The organism is Tateyamaria armeniaca (genome assembly GCF_045797845.1).
Classification (GTDB): domain Bacteria; phylum Pseudomonadota; class Alphaproteobacteria; order Rhodobacterales; family Rhodobacteraceae; genus Tateyamaria; species Tateyamaria armeniaca.
In genome coordinates this window covers 1,855,291-1,874,367 of sequence record NZ_JBHDIY010000002.1, presented here as the reverse complement: position 1 = coordinate 1,874,367, position 19,077 = coordinate 1,855,291, and the positions used below count along the sequence as shown (strand labels likewise).

Below are 19,077 nucleotides of genomic sequence, written 5' to 3'. Positions count from 1 at the left end.
GATCAGGATCAGGGTCCGGATCGGGGTCGGGATCAGGATCTGGATCGGGATCAGGGTCTGGATCGGGATCAGGTTCAGGGTCTGGCTCCGGATCATCCGGACATCGTGTCGGCAGTGGTGGTGCAGGGGACGGTGGCGGCTCGGGGATGAGTTCACCCGGACCTGGCGGGTCTGGCGGCGTTATGTCCGGGGGTGACAAAGACCGGATCAGCCTCGAATGGCGCATCAAGCACCGGATCATCAGCAAACAAATATTGCGCCAACTGCCCGACTGGGCCGAATTCGTTCACTTTTGCACGAATACTGGCCAGTCGGATCGGCGTGATCAAATGCGAAAATGCACCAACCTCTGACCCGTTTTCAGCAGCCGTGGTCAAGGGCAAGGCCAAAGGCGACAACTGTGCGTAATGCGCATCGCCAAAGCGACGGGAGTTGAAGTAGCCAGCCGGGATCGGCCCGATAATGCTGCGATAGCGCGGCGGCAAGCGGCGGTTCGGAGCATCAAGCGTCGCACTGAAACGGAAGCATCCGGCCTGATTGTTCACAACGCGGATCACACCGCGCACGAGGCTGTTGGTGGCATCCAGCCGCATCGCCTCAAGATCGCCGAACACCGTGGCCCCTTCGAGGATCAGCCGGCCAAATGGGTTCGAAATCGCGACACCAGAAGACGTCTGGGACGCATCCACAATCGACTGGCACACCACAAGTTCGTCGATCACAGATGGATCGTCAGCACCCGCGTCCTCAACAACAATGGGCCCGGTGATCGCGCTTTGAACAAGAAGGCGTCGGATACGCGCGGCGACACGCAGGCGCAGCGCGGGGATGACAGTACCGTCGGCACGCGTCCCACCCGGATCAAGCGTGGCAAAGGAGATGGTGACCTGATCGAAATCGAAGTCCCCTGCCCCGGCTGCAGCAGCCCCTTCAAGCGTGAAGTCAACCGGTTCGCCTGCGGCCAGATCGCCATCCGGGTCCTGAGCGGCGTACCAGCCGCCATCGATGATCAGGACGGAGTCGATATCTGCAGGCTGCAATGTGGGCGTGGTCAGCGTGTCACCCGCCACACGGACAAAGGGGCGTCGTTGCGGACCCACAGTCAGAACCGACGGAGAGGACAGCGGCGTGCCGCTGGAAAATGTCAGATCATAGCTGCGGTTGTCGGTGATCAGAAGCCCGTCATCCTGCATCGCACCCCCATTGGGGGCAATTCCATCCGCCGCCGTATTGGTAGGGAGTTGCTCCAGCGTGGGACGTGGATAGGGACCAGCACCGATCTCGGCCGAGAAACCATAGTAGTATCGGCTGGCCAACGGCACAAAATCGAACGGTTCATCCGGGGGAACGGAGGCGAAGTACCCGGCCTCGGGGTAGATCAACAGTTGGGCCACTTCGCCCGCAGGGATCGGATGACGACGCGGATCGGCGAGGTTGCCAGCCGAGATACGCTCGGTCGGAAAGGGGGCGCCGCCCGCACTGACCTCGACCGCCATGGGGTAAAGCTGCGCCTTGCCGGTTTCTTCCACCAATGCCATGGCCAGCAATTCGATGTACCAGTCCGGCGGTGTGGTCCCGATGGCGGCCCCGCGATCCGTGAGCCGCCGGCGCAGCGCCTGTTCACTGTCGAACTGATGCCCGATCAGACTGTTCAGCGCGACCAGATCGCTTGGCAACGGCGGAACGGCCAAGCCTTCCAGCGACAGGATGGCCGAGGCGGTGATGTCATACGACACATGTCCCAACAAACGGCAGCGCATGGGTTGAAGAATCTGCCATTCGCGCGGTTCTACACTGACAAGGTTGCCACGCAGAAAGGCATCTTTTTCGTCCGCTGACCCGCTGTCGCCACCCAGATAAAGCGCCAGATCGCGCCCCGAAGGATCGAATGTGTAGGTGCGCAAATTGCCTTCGCCCAACGGGTCACCAAGCTGGACGGGATCAACATCAATCATCTCGAAGGCGCGCATGCGGTAGATGTGAAAATTCAGCTTGCGCACGCCGAAGCGACCCGTGTCGCCTTGCAGGCGGCGCGCATCGAGCGTGTGAAAAAACTCACCGAATGGGCCGTTCGCAATCTCGGCGCCCACGGGGCGACGCAGATCCGCCGTACCGCCAGTGGGGGTCTGCGTGAAGAACCCGAGGCTGCCGGGCCCGTCAAGCCTGTGGCGGTTACGGGCCAGTTGGCGGAACCCTTCCTCAAGCACCACATCCCAGCCCGAGAGCGCCCGCGCAAGCGTGTCGAGCAATGCAGGCGTGCCCCGGCGGCGGCGAAAGCGGACCGTGTTGCCCACATCGGCGCGCCGCGCCCGGCGATCCTGCGCCGACACGAGCCGTGTGCCGACCAGGGCACCGATGTAAGGCACGGCCCAATCGTCACAGGTCTCGATATGCTGATCTTCCCACAGCCGGTCGATAGAGCGGCGCACATCCACAGCGTCAGTGGCAATCAGTGCGATCAGCTGGCGATAGACGCCGCTTGTGTCCTCATTGCGATAAACCTCGGGAACCAATGCCCAGAGTTTTTCGGTATAGTAGCGGGCATAGCCGTCGCGGGCGGTCGGCGCGTTCATGCGACACCTCCCTTGGCACTGGCAGGTGGGAGAGTCTTGGCAGGGGCCGCTGTGACCGTGAGGGCACCGGCGGCAGAAAAGTCGAAATATCGCGCCGTTGGCACGCATGTGCCGCCGATGGGTTTGGGCAGCAATGCGACCTCATCCCCGCTGAACGTCAGGGCCGAAACCGAAAGCGCACCGGGCACTTCGACCACCGCCTCGAAAATGTCGGTGGCCCAGAAGGTTCCGCCGATCACAGCGTTGGACAGATTGAAAATGCCCACCATGAGGTGTTCGGCCACGGCGGCCGCCACGTCACTCGCCACAAAGGTCGGATCGGCACTGACCGTCAGCGCGGTGTTCACTGCGATCGGGGTGGCTTGCGTGACCGAAATTGGCACGGTCGGGTCAGCCTGATCGCTGAGCGTTTGGGTGATCAGGGCCGGGTCTGCGTCGCCGATGTAGTGCACGACGACGCCCGCCTGAAACTGTTCCGGGATCCACAACCAGTTCGCCGTCGCCACTATCACGCCCGGCGCACTGCTTGCCAGTGCTTCGAAATCCACACTCGACACGCTGCGCCCCAGTAAAAGCGCTGTCTGCGGCGCAGAAGTCCGCAAATCTTCCGGTCCGTCCGCATCACGCCCCATCGCTGCGCCCACCGGGGAACGCACCGCCCGCAGCCCTTTCACCGCACCTGACAGCTGACGAATACCGTTGGCGGGTGGAGCGGCTTTGCCAACGCCATATCGATAGTCGGCAATGATATTCTCGACCCCCGAAGGCAGGCGCGCGCCACGCTTGCCATCACCAAACGTGACAATCGTGTTCTGCTGATCGTCATGGCGCACGATATAGACTTGGTCCTGCGGCCCACAGCCAAAGAATCCGGGCACTTGCCGCCAGGCGATCCCGTCAACTCGGACCGTCAGCGTCGAATCCTGCAAATTGCCCGACCCGGTGATCGCCCCGGGCAGGTAGGTCAGGTCCTTTTTGCGCAGCAGGAACATCTGGTTGGGCTGGCGCGCGTCACCGCTGCCCATCACTTCGCCCCGCACGCTTTCACCCCGCGACACATCGAGGATGTTGCCATGAATGGTCAAAGGCAGTTGCAATTGCGTGTGCGGAATCTGCGTGGGGTCAAGCGCCTCGAACCTTGCAGTGCCGTCCTGAGCGACACTCAACCGTCCATCCAGCAAGGCGCCGCGTGCTTCGGCATCCGTGAGCAGAAAACGCGTTTCAAGCACCAGCGCGCCCCCGGTGAGCGTGCTGATCTGGGCGGGTGTCCCGGGCAAGTCCTGCGGCAGGCGCACGGTTCCCGTGATAGGCACCCCGTCGCTCATTGCCATATCCGCCGGTGTGACAGTGGTGCGGCAAACGTTGGTGGGCTGGCCCGCTTCGACAAAGCCGTGGTGGAAACTGGCAAGCCCCGCATCAAGAAAGGCGGCGGGCAAAGGCGGGTCGAGGCGCATCTGGGTTGCTGCAATCACGGGCTGTTCGATGGGAATTGGATCGCCCTCGGTATTCTTGAGGGTCTCGGACGGGATGCTGGTGACGCGCACCGCCGCTGCAACCACGGATGCGATCCGCGTGAAGAAATAGCCCGGATCGTCGCCATTGAGATCACGGGAAACGATGATGGGATCGCCTGCGCGGAAGATCGTGGGGGCCCCGTCCACAAACAGGCGGGTCTGGCTGCCCACGGCGCTGAGCGCGCTTTCGCCGCCAACCGGTTCATTCAGTGTTGCCACGACCTGTTGCGTGGGTCGACGCACCCGCAATTGCGTCAGGTCGACCTCTTCGTCGATGACGATGAACGGATCAAGGGCTGCGCGGTTGTAGGTTTTCCCGTCAGCGCCTGCGAAGGGTTCAATGGCCGTCACGCGCGACACTTGTTCGGCAAAACTGTGGCCCGGGCGCGCCTCGATCAGCGCCAGTTCCGCTTCGGCCAGCCCAAACCCTTCGGTCAGCATCAACAGCCGATTGACCCGATTTTCACCGCTGCCAGCCTTGTCCTTGGACTTGTCACCATCGGCCACTGACGTATCACCAACAAAAAACGATCCATCCACCGTCGGCCGCCGCCGGAACGGGTCGACAGACCACGCATTCAGGAGCGGGTGAATGACGGTCTCTGCATTTGTCTCGAAAACCTGTGCGGGGTTGCCGTCAAAGCTGCGCGACCTCACACCGGTGCCCATGGGCACAGTCACGGCCACCGAACCATCCGCCAGCGCGGCCAAGGTCGCGGTGCCCGCGATCCCGGCAATCGGCGTGTGGCCCAGCACGCCCACCAGCCGCCGCAGCGACGGACGACGCTGCGCGGTGCCCAGATAGCTCTCGTTCGCGACACGTTCATCGTAAAAGCCGAGGATGTCGGCGGTATAGGCCCACATCTCAAGAGACATCGAACCGAAATCGTCTGAATAGGGCCGCCATCCAGCCAAAGCAGTGCCCGAATCCGCCAACCGTTCAAGCAAGCGCTGGCGTATCTCGGGAAATCCCGCCAATTGCCGCGGGATGACGTCGAGCCCGGCAGGCAGTACCTCAAGGGGATGGGGCGTATTGTCGTCGCAGCACTCAGCCATCACGCGCCTCCGACCATGGACAGTTGCAAAGAGCCGCGTTCAGGGAACTGGCGGCTGTTTTCGAGGCGGATCAATTCGTCGTCCGCCACGTCAAGGGAGAAATCGGTAAAGGGCGCAAAGTCGGTGACGCCATGGATGCGCACTTGAACATCCACCACGGCTTCAACGCCAGAAACGCCCCCGATCGCAGCCTCCAGCGCGGGACGGCTGAGCGGTGTGCCAAAGGTGAATTGGTCAGGTGAAAAGAAGCCCGTTGTCATGCCCAGAACATCGCCAAACAGGGCCGTGTGAATGCGCGGTTCGACCTGTCCGGCAAAGGCGTTGCGCGCCAGACAGACCGTTATGATCAGGTCCAGATTGACGTAGCGGGGCGGCACAACGATCACTTCACGCCCCGCTTGGCGCCGTGCGTCCAGCAGGGTCTGCACCTCTTGCCTGACCGTATCCGTGAGCAGTCCCGCGCCTGCAGGATCGACCGCAGTGGTGGCGGACAACCACGAGCCGGTCCAGCGAAAGGCCCCTTGCGCTTGCTGCACACTATCGAGCCTTGCGGCCTGTGCGCCGTAGTCTTCGGGGCGCACGGCAAAGAACGTCTCGGCCTTGAACGCGTCGGGGGCGAGCAACTTGATCTCGGTCGCACTTTCGGGGTCCAGTCCGTTGCGGACGGGAAACGGGTTGCGCACAGACTCGACCGCCCCCACCAGAGAACCCACATGCGGCGGCGTCTGGTTGGGGATGGACAGTGCGTTCACCGCACCGGCAGGCAAGTTGGCGCGCGTCCCCGATCCAAGGCGGTAATCAACGTGAAACACTGCGTCGCGGGCTGGCAAACGTCCAAATTCGCCATCGCCAAAACGGATGGTGTACCCGGCTCCGGTGGCATAGTCGCGATGCACGATCTGTTCCGCGCCGCTTTGATAGGCGACGATGCGCCGCCAACTGCCGTCTTCCAGCGTGAACACCTGATCGTCGCTGTCGCACAACAACAGGGCGCGCTGGAAATCCCAAGGTTGAAAAGGTTGCCCGTCTTCGGTGAGATGGATTTCCGGTTGCGTGGCGCGCAGATCGTCCAGCATGTCGATGAAGGCCAGCCCATCGGTTTCAGTTCCGGGCAAGCTCAGAAGATAGATCGGCGGACGCGCGGCATCGCCGTCCGTCTCATGGCTTGACACAACGAGGCTGGGATCCGCATCGGAGTAAAGCGGCCCTTCGCGTTCGACGGCGGGCAACAAGTCATTGGGGTCACCGTCCTGCAGCGGTCCCAGCCGAAAGCTTTGGCGGCGGGTCTCGCCAGACGTGGCGGGCACGACGTTTCCTGAAATCTCAAGGTCATCCAGCGGGATATGGAAGCGAGGTGCGGTGTCCGCGCGCCACCGGATGCGCGCAAGGTCCAGCGCAAACAGGGGGTCGCTGGTCAATTCGACCTCTTCTACGGTCACCAGCACAAGACGCTCGGTCTCTGTCACATCAGCGGCCAGATCCCGCAGCAGGATCTGGCGTCCAACCCATTCCGGCAGATCGGCCTCAAGAAAGACGATGCCGCCCGGGTTCTCGGGTCCGGCGGGATCGTTGCGCACCAAAAGCTCGGTCGCGCCCGGCACAAGGCAGGCATCATTGTCATCCAATGCGTAGGGCGTGATCTGGCCAGGATTCCAACGGGTGTCCACGCCGAACACCAAGTTGTCTATGGCATCGCGCAACCCTCTGCCCAGTTCGAAGGGAATGGGGTCTTGACCCTCGGCCAGGGCCCAGACAGCCGCGCCTGCGGGCACCTGGATGGTTGCTGGCATCGTGTCCGCAATTGTCAGTTCAAGAGCGGTGGTGGCTTGCCGTCCGTCATGGATTTCATAGTCAACCAACCGCGCCTTGCGCCGCAGCGTGCGACGTTCGGTGGCCGTTTCAAGATAGGCTTCGCGATTGTAGCGGTCCTGCAAGTACGACAACTCGTCCCCGAGGGCGGCAATGATCTCGAGCGGCACCATGGCCACGTCGGCCTCAAGCGGAGTTTGCCAGTTGGGATAGCGTTGCGCCGTAAAGTCCAAAAGCGCGTTGCGCAGGCTGACAAAATCCCGGGCAAGGTAGTCAACGTCCACATCCTCGGGCAAAGGTGGGCGGCACGGGTCGACAGGCTCGGCGCAATCCAGGTCGTCATCGCACCCGACCTTGAAGGAGAAACTGACATCGTTGAACCCGGTGTCGATGCGTTCGTCGTCAATCCGCAGGCGGTAATCGGTGAAGCCCCCTGGTTCGCGGACTTCGACTTGCAGATACCGGCGCCCCACCACCGGATCATCTGCCCACAAAAAGAGTGCAGGATCGGTTTCGATCTCGACATCCTCAGCCTCGTTGCGGTGCGAATAGATGCGGATGTCGTCCGGCGTCAGCGGCGTTCCCCCTCGAACGGGTCATCCAGCGCGGTGGGATCGGTCGCAAAGTAGATGCGCAATAAACGCTGATCGCAAACGTCCACCACCTGCACAAATGCGATGCCGGTGAATTCGGCGGCGCGCGCGCGCAGTTGTGAAAGGCGATCAGCGCTGGTGGGCATCAGATCCAAGCCTCCTTCATAGCGCCACCTCAAGGTTGATGATCTGCTCATCACCGCGCGCCTTGATCGTGTAGACGACCGTCACGTCGAGCCGCCCGTTCTCAAAGAGGGTCTCGACCTCGTTGACGTCGATGATGTTGCCGAGCCACTGAGTGAGCGCCTGAAAAATCGTCGCTTTCAGCATGGTGGCGGTTTCCGGGCTGGACGGCGCAAAAAGCGCACGACGCAGCCCGGCCCCAAAGTCCGGCCGGTTCACCCGCTCGCCGGGCGCCGTCAGCAAAACCTGCCGGATCAGCTGGTTTACATAGGCCTCGTAATCCGTTTCGGGCCGAAACCGACCGATAGGCCCTTCAAGTGTGGGCGGATAGCGGAACCCTTGGAACGGAGGTTCCATCAGAGCACCTCCAGATTGCCGTTGTTGACTTTGAAAGAGGACGCCGAAAGCTCGGTGACTTTGCTGCCCGACGCCTCTTGTTTGACGGTGTTCGATTTGATCGTGATTTCGCTCGTGGTCATCGTGATCGAATGACCGCTGTCATTTTCGATCAGGATTTCACCATTTGAGTCGTCGATGCGGATGGTCGCCTTGTTCATCCGGAAAAACTTGATGCTGGGGTCCGCGTCCTCGGACGGGATGTCGCCATCCGCCCAGAAACAACCCGTCCAGATCGGATAGGACGGATCGCCCGCCTCAAACTCGATCCACACGCCGCCGCCGATCTCGGGCATGGCGTAAAACCCGATATTGCGCCCGGCATAGGGCACGCAGGGTTCGGCCCAGACCGGGACCTCGTTCAGCACCTGCGGCACCGTGATCAGCAGACGGCCCTTGCTTTGCGGATCGGTGTTATCAACCACCTGACCGCGGTACTTGCCGTAAAATTCCGTTTGGGCCTGGCCCGGGCGATCTGCCATCTGGTTCATGGGTTAGCTCCTGCGGCGTTGCGCATCATTTCCAGGCGCATCTTGTGGGCTGATGGATCGACCGAATGCGTGACAGAGGCGAGAAAGTAGTCGCCGCTGTTGATGCTGCCCGCACCTTCCACCGTGACGACCTGATGGGCGCTCAGTATGCCGTTCAGCGCCTGCACGCTGGTTTCTGCCGTGGCGCGGGTGGAGTAAGAGGCATCGTTGAGCGCGGCCTGATTGCGCAATTGCGCCTCTTGCGCAGAGCCCGCAGACACAATCCGCCGCGATCTTGAGGCTGTGGCGGGCGGGTCAGCGCCCAGCGGCGGATCGGACGGCCCGGGCACATCGGTGTCGTCGATTTCGCCGTCCGTTGCGACGCGCTGAACCGGGCCAGTCTCGTTTGGGGCCTCGTTGTTGGAACTGACATCGAAACTGGCAAGTGTCGAACATCCGTCGCCTGTATTCAGCGTCAGCTTGGGCGCAGATGTTGGGGCCAGTTGGATCGGGGGGACAAAGCCCAGCGGATTGGACGACGGACGCGGCGGGGACGGTTTGAAATGCGCCGTTTCAACCACGTTGAACCCGGTCAACCCGGTCTCAACCGACCAGTCGATCCAGAAGCGTGACCCGGTGCGTCCGGCCAGCTTTTCGACGAAGGCCAGATCGTCTTCGGTCTGGTTCAGGGTGTTGCTGTCCTCATCATACTCGATGGGCGTGTCCACAACATCTGGTTCGAACCCGTATTTCTTTTCCCCCGGCGGGGTGGGACCATTGAGGATGCCGGTCACGATCTCGGCTGCTGTGCCGGAATGGGCCTGCGTGCGCTGTTGGCGCGACATCACGGCCCGACGGTCCGTCAGCTTGACCTCAAGGAACGATCCCGGGCCCCCCTCGACGAAATTCGCCTGACGTTCGGTGACGATGCCGTGGATCAGCACGTGCTGCGCGCCGTCGATGCTGGCAATCACCGTCAACTCGTTGTCGTTGGGCCCGGGGTTCAGCCGCGCATCATTCATCAGACTGAGGTCTTCACCGCAGATGTCCACGGCGAACTTGACCCGCCCCGTTGCAGGCCCCTCGATCGTTTGCGTGACCTCGATTTCGGCCACTTCAGAAGTGAGACCATTGTCGGGGACGCGGTTGACGGCGATCTGATAGCGGATATCGGGCATGGGCTACCTCGTGACAGGAGGGATCATCAGCCGCTCCTCCTCATCCAGCGCATCTGGCAAGAGCGCTGCGTTCAGTTCGGCAATGCGCCAATAGCCAAATGGATCCAGCACCAGCGCCGCCGCGAGATGGTCGAGCCGTTGTCCCTGTTTCGGCAGATAGCGACCCACAGATTGATCAACCGGCGGTTCGGGCATCGGCAGGGCCATGACCGTGCGGCCCCTTCGGTCGGTCACGGCGTAGGGTTCCAGCGGGGGGCTGACATATCGGCTTTTGGGATCAAAAACAGCCATTGGACCTCCTTTCTAGAACGGCAACAGGCTCAACGCCTTGGAGGCATTGCGGGCGTTATGCGCGATGGCCAGCGTGGCCTGTTGCACCTGGAAGAAATTGTAAGTGGCGCGGGCAATCTCGACCGACGGACCACTTTCGCAGCGGAAGACATCCGGCGTCAGCACCTCCATCGTCAGGCTGACCTTGGCCATCATCGGGTTGAGTGACGGCAGGAACTGCGACTCTTCCACCGAATAGTTGGTGATCCGAACCGGCAGAATGCGTGACCCGCCATAGATAAACAGAGAAATCGGCACGCTTGCCCGTTTGGGCGGTTGTGGATTGCCGGTCAGATCGCCCACTGCCGAGATCAGCTCTCCGATCAGACCCTCGCTTGGAAAGAGCAGTTGTTCAAGCGCGGCCAACCTGTCGCCAACACCGACAGCGGTGGCCACGACTTCTTCATCGGCGAGTTGATCCGTGGCATCGAGTTCGATCTCGGCTGTGAACGTGCGCTTGGGCTCATAAGGTTGCGACGTTGGTGCGATTTGTCCGCGCCCGGATTGCTCTACCTCGTTGGGGTTGAACGGCGCGATCGAAATGCTCAGCGTCATGGGATTGTACTGGAAGGGCACAATCGACGGCTCAACGCCGATCACGCTGTCCACCAACTGCACAAGCGCACCACGCGAAAGCTTGGGACTGCCGGTGAACCCTGTTTGCGTCTCCATCAGTCTTTTCCCCTGTTTTGGATGGCGCGCCCGACCGCGCGGGCAACTGTGCCTGCGGGATCGCCCTTGGTCTGCGGCACGCGCACGCGCACTGTGTCCAGAGGCGCGGATGCCGTAGATGTCTGTTGAGCAAGACGCGCAGCAAACGAGCGCGCAAAACCCTCGGGGGTGCCGGCCATGCCTGCGGGGATCCGCAACTTGATCCGGTTGATTTTGATACTCATCGCCCTGCCCTCACGTTTTCGGCTCCTATACCGCCGCCTTGATTGATCATTTGCTGGTCCACTGCGCGCGTCAGATGCGCGGCCTTCAGCGCCGTTCCGTCCCGCTTGGCAAAAACACGGCGGCCAAGGCCGCGTTCTTGATCTGCGCACCGGTCATCGGCAGATCAGAGGCAAGCCGCTCCAGATCGGGCCTCAGATCTGCAGCTTGCTGTGGCGAGGCAAGCACCGATACGACCTGCTGCCAGATCGCCAGCCGTTCTGCGCGTTCGGGTCTGGGCAGGTAGAACACGTACCGAATGCGCCGCACGAAGGCGTCGTCAATCTGCTGGCGCTTGTTGGTCGCCAGCAGGGCCACGCCGGGATAATCCTCGACCAGTTGCAGCAAATAGCTGGTATCGGCGTTGGAATGCTTGTCGAGCGAGTCCTTGGTGTCGGTGCGCCGCGCAAACAGGGCGTCCGCCTCGTCAAACAGCAGCACCGCGTTGATCTCGCTCGCCCGGGCAAAGAGCCGTTTGAGCCGTTTGGCCGTCTCACCGATATACTTGTCGATCATCGTCGCCACATCGATCCGGAACAGATCAAGACCCAGTTCATTGGCGATCACCTGTGCAGCCATCGTCTTGCCCGTGCCCGGCGGGCCGGACATCAGACCGATCAGACCGACCCCGCGCGGAAACAGCCGACGCGCGCCTGGGTCTTCCCAGAAAGCGTTACGGGTTTTTGCCTCGTACAGGAATTCATCCAACTGGTCCGACACCCCATCGGGCAGGTGCAGGTCCGTGCGATCAAACGGGCACTCAACCAGCCGCGCCAAATCGCCCAGCTTGCCATGCGACAAGGCGCGTGTGCGCTGCCGAACGCCTTCGAAGCTGTCATCCCCTTGTGCTGCGACATGACGTATTTCGCCAATCGTCACGCGAAACCGGTCGGCGAGTTGATCCAAGGCACCGTCCGGCCAAACCTGTGCCCCGGGCAGATACCGTTGCCAGAGCGTTTTGCGCTCAACGCTGGTCAGAGAGGGGATCTTGACCCGTTCTTCGTGCCAGCCGATGGCGGGCATCGCATCCTCTTGCGTTTCGATGATCACAAACTCGACATCGATGCTGTCCGGCAAAGGCTCGATCCCCTTGAGCGCGTTTTCACCGGCCCAGGCGATTGTGGAATTGTGCAAAAGCGCCTGACGCTGCACGCGCATGCGGATAAGGTCCCAGATCTGTCCCTTGATACGACCGGTGTCGATCACGCTGACAGACCGCCCCAGGCGCGCGCTGATCAGGGATGCGAGGGTTGTCCGACCGCTCAAAGGTTGGCCGAGGACGGTCACACGCGTCGGCATGCCCCGTTGCAAGGCACCGATCAGCCGCTCGGTCAGCTCCTCCACCGGCCAGTTGGGAAGGGGCTCGGGCGTCTCATTGATCACTCGGCATAGCATTGCGACGTCGGGATCAACATCCGATGCCCCACGCAGATAGCTTTGCACATAGGGGTCCAATCGCAGGACACCGCCTGTTTCCTCGATGATATGCCACCGGCTTAACGGACTGCCGGGACCCCACATCGCGTTGCGCCCGTGTCCGAAAAGCCGCGCGGCCATGTCTTCGCTCACCGGCCCGCCGGACACGCCCGAGATGCTTTGGAATACCAGATGCATCGAGGGATCAATCGCCGTCGAAAGGCACAGAAGGACGAGTTGCCGTTCTTCGATGGACAGGCCGAACACGTCCGCCAAATGCCTCAGGCGGTTCTCACCTTCGAAGATATGTGCATGGAGCGTGCCAGCCTCCTGCCACAGGGCGCTTGCTTCGGCATGGGCGTCCAGAAATTCCGCCTCGCGACCCGGCGCATCCATATCCGCCAAGGCGCGGGCATGCGCGTTGCCCAGGTCCGGTTCAGACACGGCCTGCTGCGCCAACTTGTCCAGCCATAGAATGCGACGACGGCACAGGGTGCGCACGAGGCGCAGGATGGCCTCTTCGACGGACAAGTCATCCTTGGCAGAGGACAGATCGGTTCGCGGGGCGACGTTCATCAGAATTCTCCCCATGCAGGCGCGGCTTCGGCCCCGTTGATGACAAGTTGGATGGCCAGCGGAGATGCGAAGGCAGTTGTATCCACGGTCAGGTCAATCCGGTCCGGGGTCGCGTTGGAAAAGTCGAAATGGCCCGCAACAGTCAGGTCCGCATCGCGGATCATGCGCTGCCCCGACACCGTCAACACCACGTCCAGCGCGTCCCGCAGGTAGCTGCCATGCAGCGTGATCCGGAAAGGTCGCGCTGCCGCCGGTCCGGCCAAAGCGTCCACCGTGACGATCTGCGGTGCCACCGGGAACGGGCAATCTGCAGAACTTGTTTCAAGAAACCGAACTGGCGACTGGTTGGCCATTTGGGCACCGACGATGATGCGCGCGGTGTATAGTCCGGGATAAAGCGTCAGGGTCTGCCCGTCCTCATCCGTGACTGTGGTGCGCAGACCAATCGAAATCCGCACCCCGTCGGCAGTAATCTCCCATTCGGGATTAACGCTTTGGCTGATGGAGATGCGCGCCCGGCGTGTTTCCGGGTCAGCGTTGCCAACACCCATCGGCCCTTCCAGTGACAGCGAAACCCGGTCGCCCTGAAACCCAGCGCCTTCAAATGTGATCCGATTGTTCTGTGGCGGAACAGAGGGCGGGGCCGCCCCTGCAGGAAAGAGCGCAGGCCGCGCCGGGCTTGCCTCGAAGAAACGGAAGGGCTGCGTCGGATCGGCCAAGGGATGCCCTGTCGGCAGCGCAAATCCAGTCAGTGCACGCGTGCGCAGGATCGCAACCCGGTCGCTGACCGACACAAATTCCGCAACCGACAGCACAGGTGGCGCTGCACGTTCCACACGCGGCGTTGCAAACAGTATCACGCGCACTTCGTAATAGAGCGAAATGCGGGCGATCCTGTCTTGCTCGGCACTCCAAAAGTTGATCGTGTCATCGACGGAAACCGGGCGCAGAACGATCTTGATGACATTGTCAGAGCCTTGCAGACCAACCGTTTCCAACAGGGGCTGGTTGACCGGTGCAGGCGGGACATTCGGAACGACGGTGCTGTCGGTGATGATCGGATAGTCGTGGAATGCCCGCGCGACAAAACCAAGAAGACGCTGCTCGATGGCTGCGCGGTTTGACGGACCGCCTTCGGTCACACTGCTGGTCGCCGTAACGACATAATAAAGGCACAAGGCAAGCGGGGTCTGCTGCACAGGCACCGCGCCCCCTTGTCCGCCGGGCGGAAGGTAGTTCTTGCCGTGCGGGTCTTCCATCGTATGAAAAAGGTGCACGCTGATGATGTTCGGCATGGACCCGGATGTGTCATCCGGCGGCGCAGCCGTGAACTCGATGGTGGCGACCGACGTGTCCCGCGCAACGACCTGACGCAGCAATTCCGTCAGGGTCAGGGTCACACGAGAGAGATCGGTCAGGCTCATCTATCTTTGCCTCCAACCGAAGGGCACCGCCGGTTTCGGTGCCGGGGGCGCGGCGGGGCGTGACGGTGCCGGGCGGGGTTGTGCAGGTGCTGGCGGGGGACAACCTCAATCTCGATCTGGCCAATCTCGACCGTCGGACCTCGCGGCACTGGCTGCTGCGGACGGTCCGACATTGTTTCAGGCAGGATCGGCGTAACCTCGATGGTGTCATTTTGATCGCGCGGGGCGACTGCTTCGCGCTCAATTTCCCGACGCTCAACGGTCTCGGATTGGGCGGGATCTTCGGTCACCCAGCGTTCTGCCGCGGCCACAGCTTTCATCATGCGTGCAAGTGGCGTCGATTGGGGACCGTCAGGTCTGCGGTCCTTTTCATGTTCTTTCGTTGGTGGGCGCGGTGCAGGCGGCTCGGCATTCGGTGTGTCGAATATTTCCGCTGTATTTTCGTTCGCGACGACAGACGGTGGTGCGCGATGTTCCACGAATTGCACGTCGTCATCAGGTGAGAGATCGGGGGGATCGGACACCGGTGGATCGTCTAATGGTTCGCTTTGAGGGTCTGGCGCCAAAGTGTTCGGCGCGAGTGTTTCCTCTGGCACTTCTGTGTTGAGTGGTGCCTCGGGCATGGCGCCGATCTCTCCGGCCTCTTGTGTGTCGGACACAGAAGGAGCATCCGGCGATGCGGGCGCTTGCGCCGTGGGCGGAACGGCTGCGAAGTCTTCCCCGGGATCAAGGTTCAGACGTTGATCGACGTCCACAAGCGGAGAGTCGATGGCCTTGGCCGGACGGGCGGCCACGCTGGTCTGTGTCGGTCCGGCGCTGTTTGCGCGGCTGGCCACCCGGGCGAAATAGTTCATCGCCATGACGACACCCCGCGTGGACGGTGGTCGGACAGGATCAGTCGGACATGTTCGCGTCGCAGCGAACGGGGCAGAGACATAATCTCGCTGCGCGGCCAGTTGTAAGCCATCGCTATTTGGTGGATTTCACGAATGATGATGGGACGCTCGCGCCGCAAAGCCGCCCAGAAATAGGCATCGAGGCGCAGCGGAAAGGTTTGGTGCGCGTCGCAATGCGGGCAATGCGCCTCAATGTCATCGTCAAGCATCGGCCCTGCGCGCATCAGCGCCGCTTCCAGTTCCTGCTGATCCGGAGTGCCCTCCAGCACGCAGGCCTGCGCCAGTTGCTTGGCGCGCGCCTTGGGCGGCACATCCCCAAGCGCGTCCAAATCGCCCGACATGGGCACGCGGAACGAAAAATCGCTGTAGAGGAATGTGTTTGGGCCGGTGCGGGTGATGTCCGGACCGCTGCGCAGGCTTGCAATCCAGTCGGACAGCTCGAACTGGGTTTCAAATTTCCGGTCACAGGCGCTGCAGGGCACGTGGCATTCAATCGTTTCGCCGTACATGGCCGTGTAAAGCGCGGCCATCGCCATGTCCTGTTCGGACAGGTTCAGGGCATCTTGCGGCACTGGCCCGCCCATACACAGCTGCGACAGCAGGGCTTGAGTATCAGTCACCTCAAGCTCTTGAGTTGCGGTGACTTCGCGCAACGTCATGGTCCGAACCGGGCCACCCCGTCGCACTGCCACATCAGATAGCGCTGCCGTTATCATATTCAGCGTGACCCAAAGCAGAAAATGCCGCCGGGCCGCCCCCCTTGTTACGTTTCGGCGACCTCGCGCACGTCAAGATCGCGGACCCAGCCCTCGTTCTGGACCGTGGCCATTTCGATCGCCGTGGCGTTTGCGTTTGCGTCCAATTCAGGCAAGGCGGTGTATTCGGAAACCCAGCACCGAAAAATCAAATATGATTTGGCAACAACACCCTGCTCGTTGAGCAAATCAACCCTCAGATCTCGCCGAAAATTGGCGAGCGAGATGGCTGCGTCACCGTTGGTGCTGTAAACCAGATTGGCCCATTCCTCGAAGGCGGGATCGTGGGTAACGCCACGCTCAAAGGTGATCGGTTCGAACTTGGATGTCCCGGGCGAATGCCGCGGCGTCGAATTATCGCCCCCATCGCGGTGGCTGACAGTCTCGGTTGTCCGCTTCAGCGCGCCGACCTTGCTCATCCCTGCGATTGGATCCGGTATGCCTGCGAAATAGACGCGGAACTTGAAATTCTTGTAAGGATCAATGCGGTTGTTGCGGGTAAATTGTGCCATGAAAAACTCCTATCCGCTCAGACCTGAGCCTGCGCCGTGCGCTGCTGCAAGGTCACGACAACGAACTCTGCCGGGCGCAACGGCGCGAAACCCACCGCGACGTTGACGATGCCCAGAGCCTGATCGGTTGGTGTGGTCGTCTCTGCGTCACACTTGACGAAAAACGCATCTGTCGCCGTGCTGCCAGCGAATGCGCCCTGTCGGAAAAGGCCGTTCATGAACGACCCGGCGGCAAGGCGGATCTGGCTCCAGAGTGGTGCGTCATTCGGCTCGAACACCGCGAACTGCAGACCATTGCGCAGGCTCGCCTCGATAAAGAGCGCGATCCGCCGCACCGGCAAATACCGGTAGTCCGTTTCGGTTGAGGCATCAAACCCGGCCATGGTGCGCGCGCCCCAGACCAAAACTCCATTGGGGAACGAACGGACGCAATTTATCGCCTCGGGGTTGAGCAGGCCGTTTTGCGGGTCCGACAAGGGTACATCGACGCCGCGCACGCCAAAGACGTTTGCCTCGACTCCGGCAGAGGCCTTCCAAACTCCGCGCGAACCATCGATGCGGGCCATCACACCCGCCAGTGAACCGGTTGGATCAATCGGCTTTGTCACTCCGTTCGACGTGATCGACACCCTTGGCCAGAACGCCGCGGCATGGTCCGTGGCTACGCCGGTGCGCAGTCCCTGCAAACTGTCCAGAACGCCTTGTGGGGTTTGTTGCGCAGGTTCTACATCGACCAGAAGCACGGCAAGCTGGTCGCGACAGAACGCGCTCGCAGGCCCCCAGACACCGGCCCGAATGCTGGGTATGCTCGTGTCCCCGGCACTTTTGGGGATGATCATCATGTTGTAGATTTCGACCCGTTCCTCGATCTGTTGAAACGCGTCCATGTAGTCTTCGAGCTGCGCGACGTTGCCATCGTTTCCGCCGCCCAAAGCAGAGGCTGCAATGGTGCTGGTGACACCACCGAAAACCTCTCCGGGAAGAGACAGATCTGGGTTCGCCGAAACAAAAGTTGCGCCACCGCCGCTGTTGGCCGAGCCGAACTCAGGGATGAGCGCCAGGCGCACACCGTGCACTTCTGCCCGCCAGTCCTCGCTGTCGGCACTCAGCGCGATGGCCACAGCCTGAAGGTTTTCAGCGATATTGCGGAATGATGTCGTCGCACTTTGCGTGCCTTCGGCAAAGGTTGTACCGGCACCGGGATAGACGATATCGGCAGTTGCGATTGTGAAAGGATTCACCGCCGCCGTTCCATCCACGCCAAGATCCGTGAGTGTTGTGCGATCTGCACCGCCCAGGGACAGGATGGCCGCCAAGTCCCCCGAGCCATCGTCAAGTACCGATACAAGCCCGGACGGAACAGGCCGGGATTGGGACCACGCGCCCACTTCGATGCCGCCCTGGGCAACGCCCAGCCCCAATGCGGCGGAGATGTCGAATTGCGCGGCAGGCTGGATCACCACATCGTGCTGGGCCGCGTTTGCCTGAATGATCAGGGGTTCATCGGTTGGATCAGGCACCGCCACGGTCACCGGCGTGTGCGGCGCAAGCGCGGTGTTGATCGTGGTTGCGAGAGTCGCGAGGCTGGTGTCGGCCACGTCAACGGAAACCGTCACCGTCGGCGATGCGTTCTCTCCTTCAATCCGCACCTGGAACCGACCGGCGGTTCCGGTGTTTCCGGCCTGCGTGGCCTGCACTGCCGCCAAAAGTGCGGCTTCGGCGGCCGCGGTGTCTGCAAAAATCTCCGAACTTGCCGAGAACCCGTTGATTGTCGCTGCGGCCAGCGCTGCGGCCTCTTCGGCGGCCGTGGTGGCATCGTCAATGGTCGCTGTGACCAACAGCGATTGCTGGTCCAGTATGGTACGCACATAGCGTGGCGCATTGGGCGACATGCTGAGGTTCGAAAACGTTTCAGTGGCGGTAACCTCTGGCTGACCGCTTGCGTCGAATTCCTCGACGAAGATCTCCAGCTCAAAACTGCGTTCGGGGGATGCTGTGTTGTAACTGACCCGCGCGCGCAATCTGTTCGCCAGCAACCCCGCATCGCGAGACTGCAAGGTCAGAACAGTCGCGCCACCGGCCGCCGTCAATCCAACGGACGAGGGCAAAGCCCCGTCGGCCACGCGGCAGATGATCGCCTGTTCGCCACCATTCAGGAAGAATTGGCGCACCTGTTCGGTCAACTCGCCTTGGCTTGTGTCATCTGAAAAGATGCGTTCGTAGTCTTGAATGCCCAAGACTGTCGTCGGCATGTTGAGTGGTCCGGCCTTGGCCATCCCAACAAATGTTGCAATGGATGTCGCAACTCCGCTGATTGCTTGCACACCTGAAGGTATTTCGCGGACGTATACGCCGGGGTAACTTACGGTTGGCATGGCGCGCCACCTCATCTGTCAATAAATGAATAAAAAACGTGCCGAAAGCTAAGTCGGCGAAACAAACCGTACTCGCTATAAGGGTAAC

Annotated in this window: 16 protein-coding genes; all 16 read right to left on the bottom strand. The window is 61.6% G+C overall.

Annotation, left to right across the window (positions count from 1 at the left end):
* Positions 1 to 152: 152 nt before the first annotated feature.
* Entirely contained in the window at positions 153 to 2,573 is a 2,421-nt protein-coding gene (locus tag ACERZ8_RS09570) for a hypothetical protein (protein ID WP_407591976.1), read from the bottom strand.
* Entirely contained in the window at positions 2,570 to 5,143 is a 2,574-nt protein-coding gene (locus tag ACERZ8_RS09565) for a baseplate J/gp47 family protein (RefSeq protein WP_407591975.1), read from the bottom strand. Before ACERZ8_RS09565 ends, ACERZ8_RS09570 begins: the two co-directional genes overlap by 4 nt.
* The gene (locus tag ACERZ8_RS09560; protein ID WP_407591974.1) at positions 5,143 to 7,446 is read right to left on the bottom strand and encodes a baseplate J/gp47 family protein; all 2,304 of its coding nucleotides are present in this window, start codon (positions 7,444 to 7,446) and stop codon (positions 5,143 to 5,145) included. Before ACERZ8_RS09560 ends, ACERZ8_RS09565 begins: the two co-directional genes overlap by 1 nt.
* A gap of 77 nt (positions 7,447 to 7,523) precedes the next feature.
* A complete protein-coding gene (locus ACERZ8_RS09555) occupies positions 7,524 to 7,691 on the bottom strand; it encodes a hypothetical protein (RefSeq protein ID WP_407591973.1) in 168 nt (55 codons plus the stop codon).
* Positions 7,692 to 7,707: 16 nt separating this feature from the next.
* Positions 7,708 to 8,085: a GPW/gp25 family protein gene (locus tag ACERZ8_RS09550; RefSeq protein ID WP_407591972.1), complete on the bottom strand. Its 378-nt coding sequence runs from the start codon at positions 8,083 to 8,085 to the stop codon at positions 7,708 to 7,710.
* Positions 8,085 to 8,615 carry a phage baseplate assembly protein V gene (locus ACERZ8_RS09545; protein WP_407591971.1) on the bottom strand — a complete coding sequence of 177 codons (531 nt, stop codon included), beginning with the start codon at positions 8,613 to 8,615 and terminating at the stop codon, positions 8,085 to 8,087. Before ACERZ8_RS09545 ends, ACERZ8_RS09550 begins: the two co-directional genes overlap by 1 nt.
* Complete coding sequence (locus tag ACERZ8_RS09540) at positions 8,612 to 9,772, bottom strand: hypothetical protein (protein ID WP_407591970.1); 1,161 nt, start codon at positions 9,770 to 9,772, stop codon at positions 8,612 to 8,614. The genes ACERZ8_RS09545 and ACERZ8_RS09540 overlap by 4 nt, the downstream gene beginning before the upstream one ends.
* A gap of 3 nt (positions 9,773 to 9,775) precedes the next feature.
* On the bottom strand, positions 9,776 to 10,063 hold the full coding sequence (locus ACERZ8_RS09535) for a hypothetical protein (RefSeq protein ID WP_407591969.1): 288 nt from the start codon (positions 10,061 to 10,063) through the stop codon (positions 9,776 to 9,778).
* A gap of 12 nt (positions 10,064 to 10,075) precedes the next feature.
* Complete coding sequence (locus ACERZ8_RS09530) at positions 10,076 to 10,774, bottom strand: hypothetical protein (RefSeq protein WP_407591968.1); 699 nt, start codon at positions 10,772 to 10,774, stop codon at positions 10,076 to 10,078.
* The gene (locus ACERZ8_RS09525) at positions 10,774 to 10,998 is read right to left on the bottom strand and encodes a hypothetical protein (protein WP_407591967.1); all 225 of its coding nucleotides are present in this window, start codon (positions 10,996 to 10,998) and stop codon (positions 10,774 to 10,776) included. The genes ACERZ8_RS09530 and ACERZ8_RS09525 overlap by 1 nt, the downstream gene beginning before the upstream one ends.
* 85 nt (positions 10,999 to 11,083) lie before the next feature.
* Positions 11,084 to 13,027 (bottom strand): ATP-binding protein, encoded by a 1,944-nt coding sequence (locus ACERZ8_RS09520; RefSeq protein WP_407591966.1) that lies wholly within the window; start codon positions 13,025 to 13,027, stop codon positions 11,084 to 11,086.
* Positions 13,027 to 14,451: a DUF4255 domain-containing protein gene (locus ACERZ8_RS09515; protein ID WP_407591965.1), complete on the bottom strand. Its 1,425-nt coding sequence runs from the start codon at positions 14,449 to 14,451 to the stop codon at positions 13,027 to 13,029. The genes ACERZ8_RS09520 and ACERZ8_RS09515 overlap by 1 nt, the downstream gene beginning before the upstream one ends.
* Positions 14,448 to 15,311: a hypothetical protein gene (locus ACERZ8_RS09510; RefSeq protein ID WP_407591964.1), complete on the bottom strand. Its 864-nt coding sequence runs from the start codon at positions 15,309 to 15,311 to the stop codon at positions 14,448 to 14,450. The genes ACERZ8_RS09515 and ACERZ8_RS09510 overlap by 4 nt, the downstream gene beginning before the upstream one ends.
* A complete protein-coding gene (locus ACERZ8_RS09505; RefSeq protein WP_407591963.1) occupies positions 15,302 to 16,006 on the bottom strand; it encodes a hypothetical protein in 705 nt (234 codons plus the stop codon). Before ACERZ8_RS09505 ends, ACERZ8_RS09510 begins: the two co-directional genes overlap by 10 nt.
* 104 nt (positions 16,007 to 16,110) lie before the next feature.
* Positions 16,111 to 16,614, bottom strand: coding sequence for a phage tail protein (locus ACERZ8_RS09500; RefSeq protein ID WP_407591962.1), 504 nt, complete (start codon positions 16,612 to 16,614; stop codon positions 16,111 to 16,113).
* A gap of 17 nt (positions 16,615 to 16,631) precedes the next feature.
* A complete protein-coding gene (locus tag ACERZ8_RS09495) occupies positions 16,632 to 18,890 on the bottom strand; it encodes a phage tail sheath C-terminal domain-containing protein (RefSeq protein WP_407591961.1) in 2,259 nt (752 codons plus the stop codon).
* Positions 18,891 to 19,077 lie beyond the last annotated feature (187 nt).

Bases quoted from the DNA above. Each gene is read 5' to 3' on its own strand.
- ACERZ8_RS09570 (WP_407591976.1), bottom strand. From the start codon at position 2,573: ATGAACGCGCCGACCGCCCGCGACGGCTATGCCCGCTACTATACCGAA.
- ACERZ8_RS09565 (WP_407591975.1), bottom strand. From the start codon at position 5,143: ATGGCTGAGTGCTGCGACGACAATACGCCCCATCCCCTTGAGGTACTG.
- ACERZ8_RS09555 (WP_407591973.1), bottom strand. From the start codon at position 7,691: ATGCCCACCAGCGCTGATCGCCTTTCACAACTGCGCGCGCGCGCCGCC.
- ACERZ8_RS09550 (WP_407591972.1), bottom strand. From the start codon at position 8,085: ATGGAACCTCCGTTCCAAGGGTTCCGCTATCCGCCCACACTTGAAGGG.
- ACERZ8_RS09545 (WP_407591971.1), bottom strand. From the start codon at position 8,615: ATGAACCAGATGGCAGATCGCCCGGGCCAGGCCCAAACGGAATTTTAC.
- ACERZ8_RS09540 (WP_407591970.1), bottom strand. From the start codon at position 9,772: ATGCCCGATATCCGCTATCAGATCGCCGTCAACCGCGTCCCCGACAAT.
- ACERZ8_RS09535 (WP_407591969.1), bottom strand. From the start codon at position 10,063: ATGGCTGTTTTTGATCCCAAAAGCCGATATGTCAGCCCCCCGCTGGAA.
- ACERZ8_RS09530 (WP_407591968.1), bottom strand. From the start codon at position 10,774: ATGGAGACGCAAACAGGGTTCACCGGCAGTCCCAAGCTTTCGCGTGGT.
- ACERZ8_RS09525 (WP_407591967.1), bottom strand. From the start codon at position 10,998: ATGAGTATCAAAATCAACCGGATCAAGTTGCGGATCCCCGCAGGCATG.
- ACERZ8_RS09520 (WP_407591966.1), bottom strand. From the start codon at position 13,027: ATGAACGTCGCCCCGCGAACCGATCTGTCCTCTGCCAAGGATGACTTG.
- ACERZ8_RS09515 (WP_407591965.1), bottom strand. From the start codon at position 14,451: ATGAGCCTGACCGATCTCTCTCGTGTGACCCTGACCCTGACGGAATTG.
- ACERZ8_RS09510 (WP_407591964.1), bottom strand. From the start codon at position 15,311: ATGGCGATGAACTATTTCGCCCGGGTGGCCAGCCGCGCAAACAGCGCC.
- ACERZ8_RS09505 (WP_407591963.1), bottom strand. From the start codon at position 16,006: ATGACGTTGCGCGAAGTCACCGCAACTCAAGAGCTTGAGGTGACTGAT.
- ACERZ8_RS09500 (WP_407591962.1), bottom strand. From the start codon at position 16,614: ATGGCACAATTTACCCGCAACAACCGCATTGATCCTTACAAGAATTTC.
- ACERZ8_RS09495 (WP_407591961.1), bottom strand. From the start codon at position 18,890: ATGGCCAAGGCCGGACCACTCAACATGCCGACGACAGTCTTGGGCATT.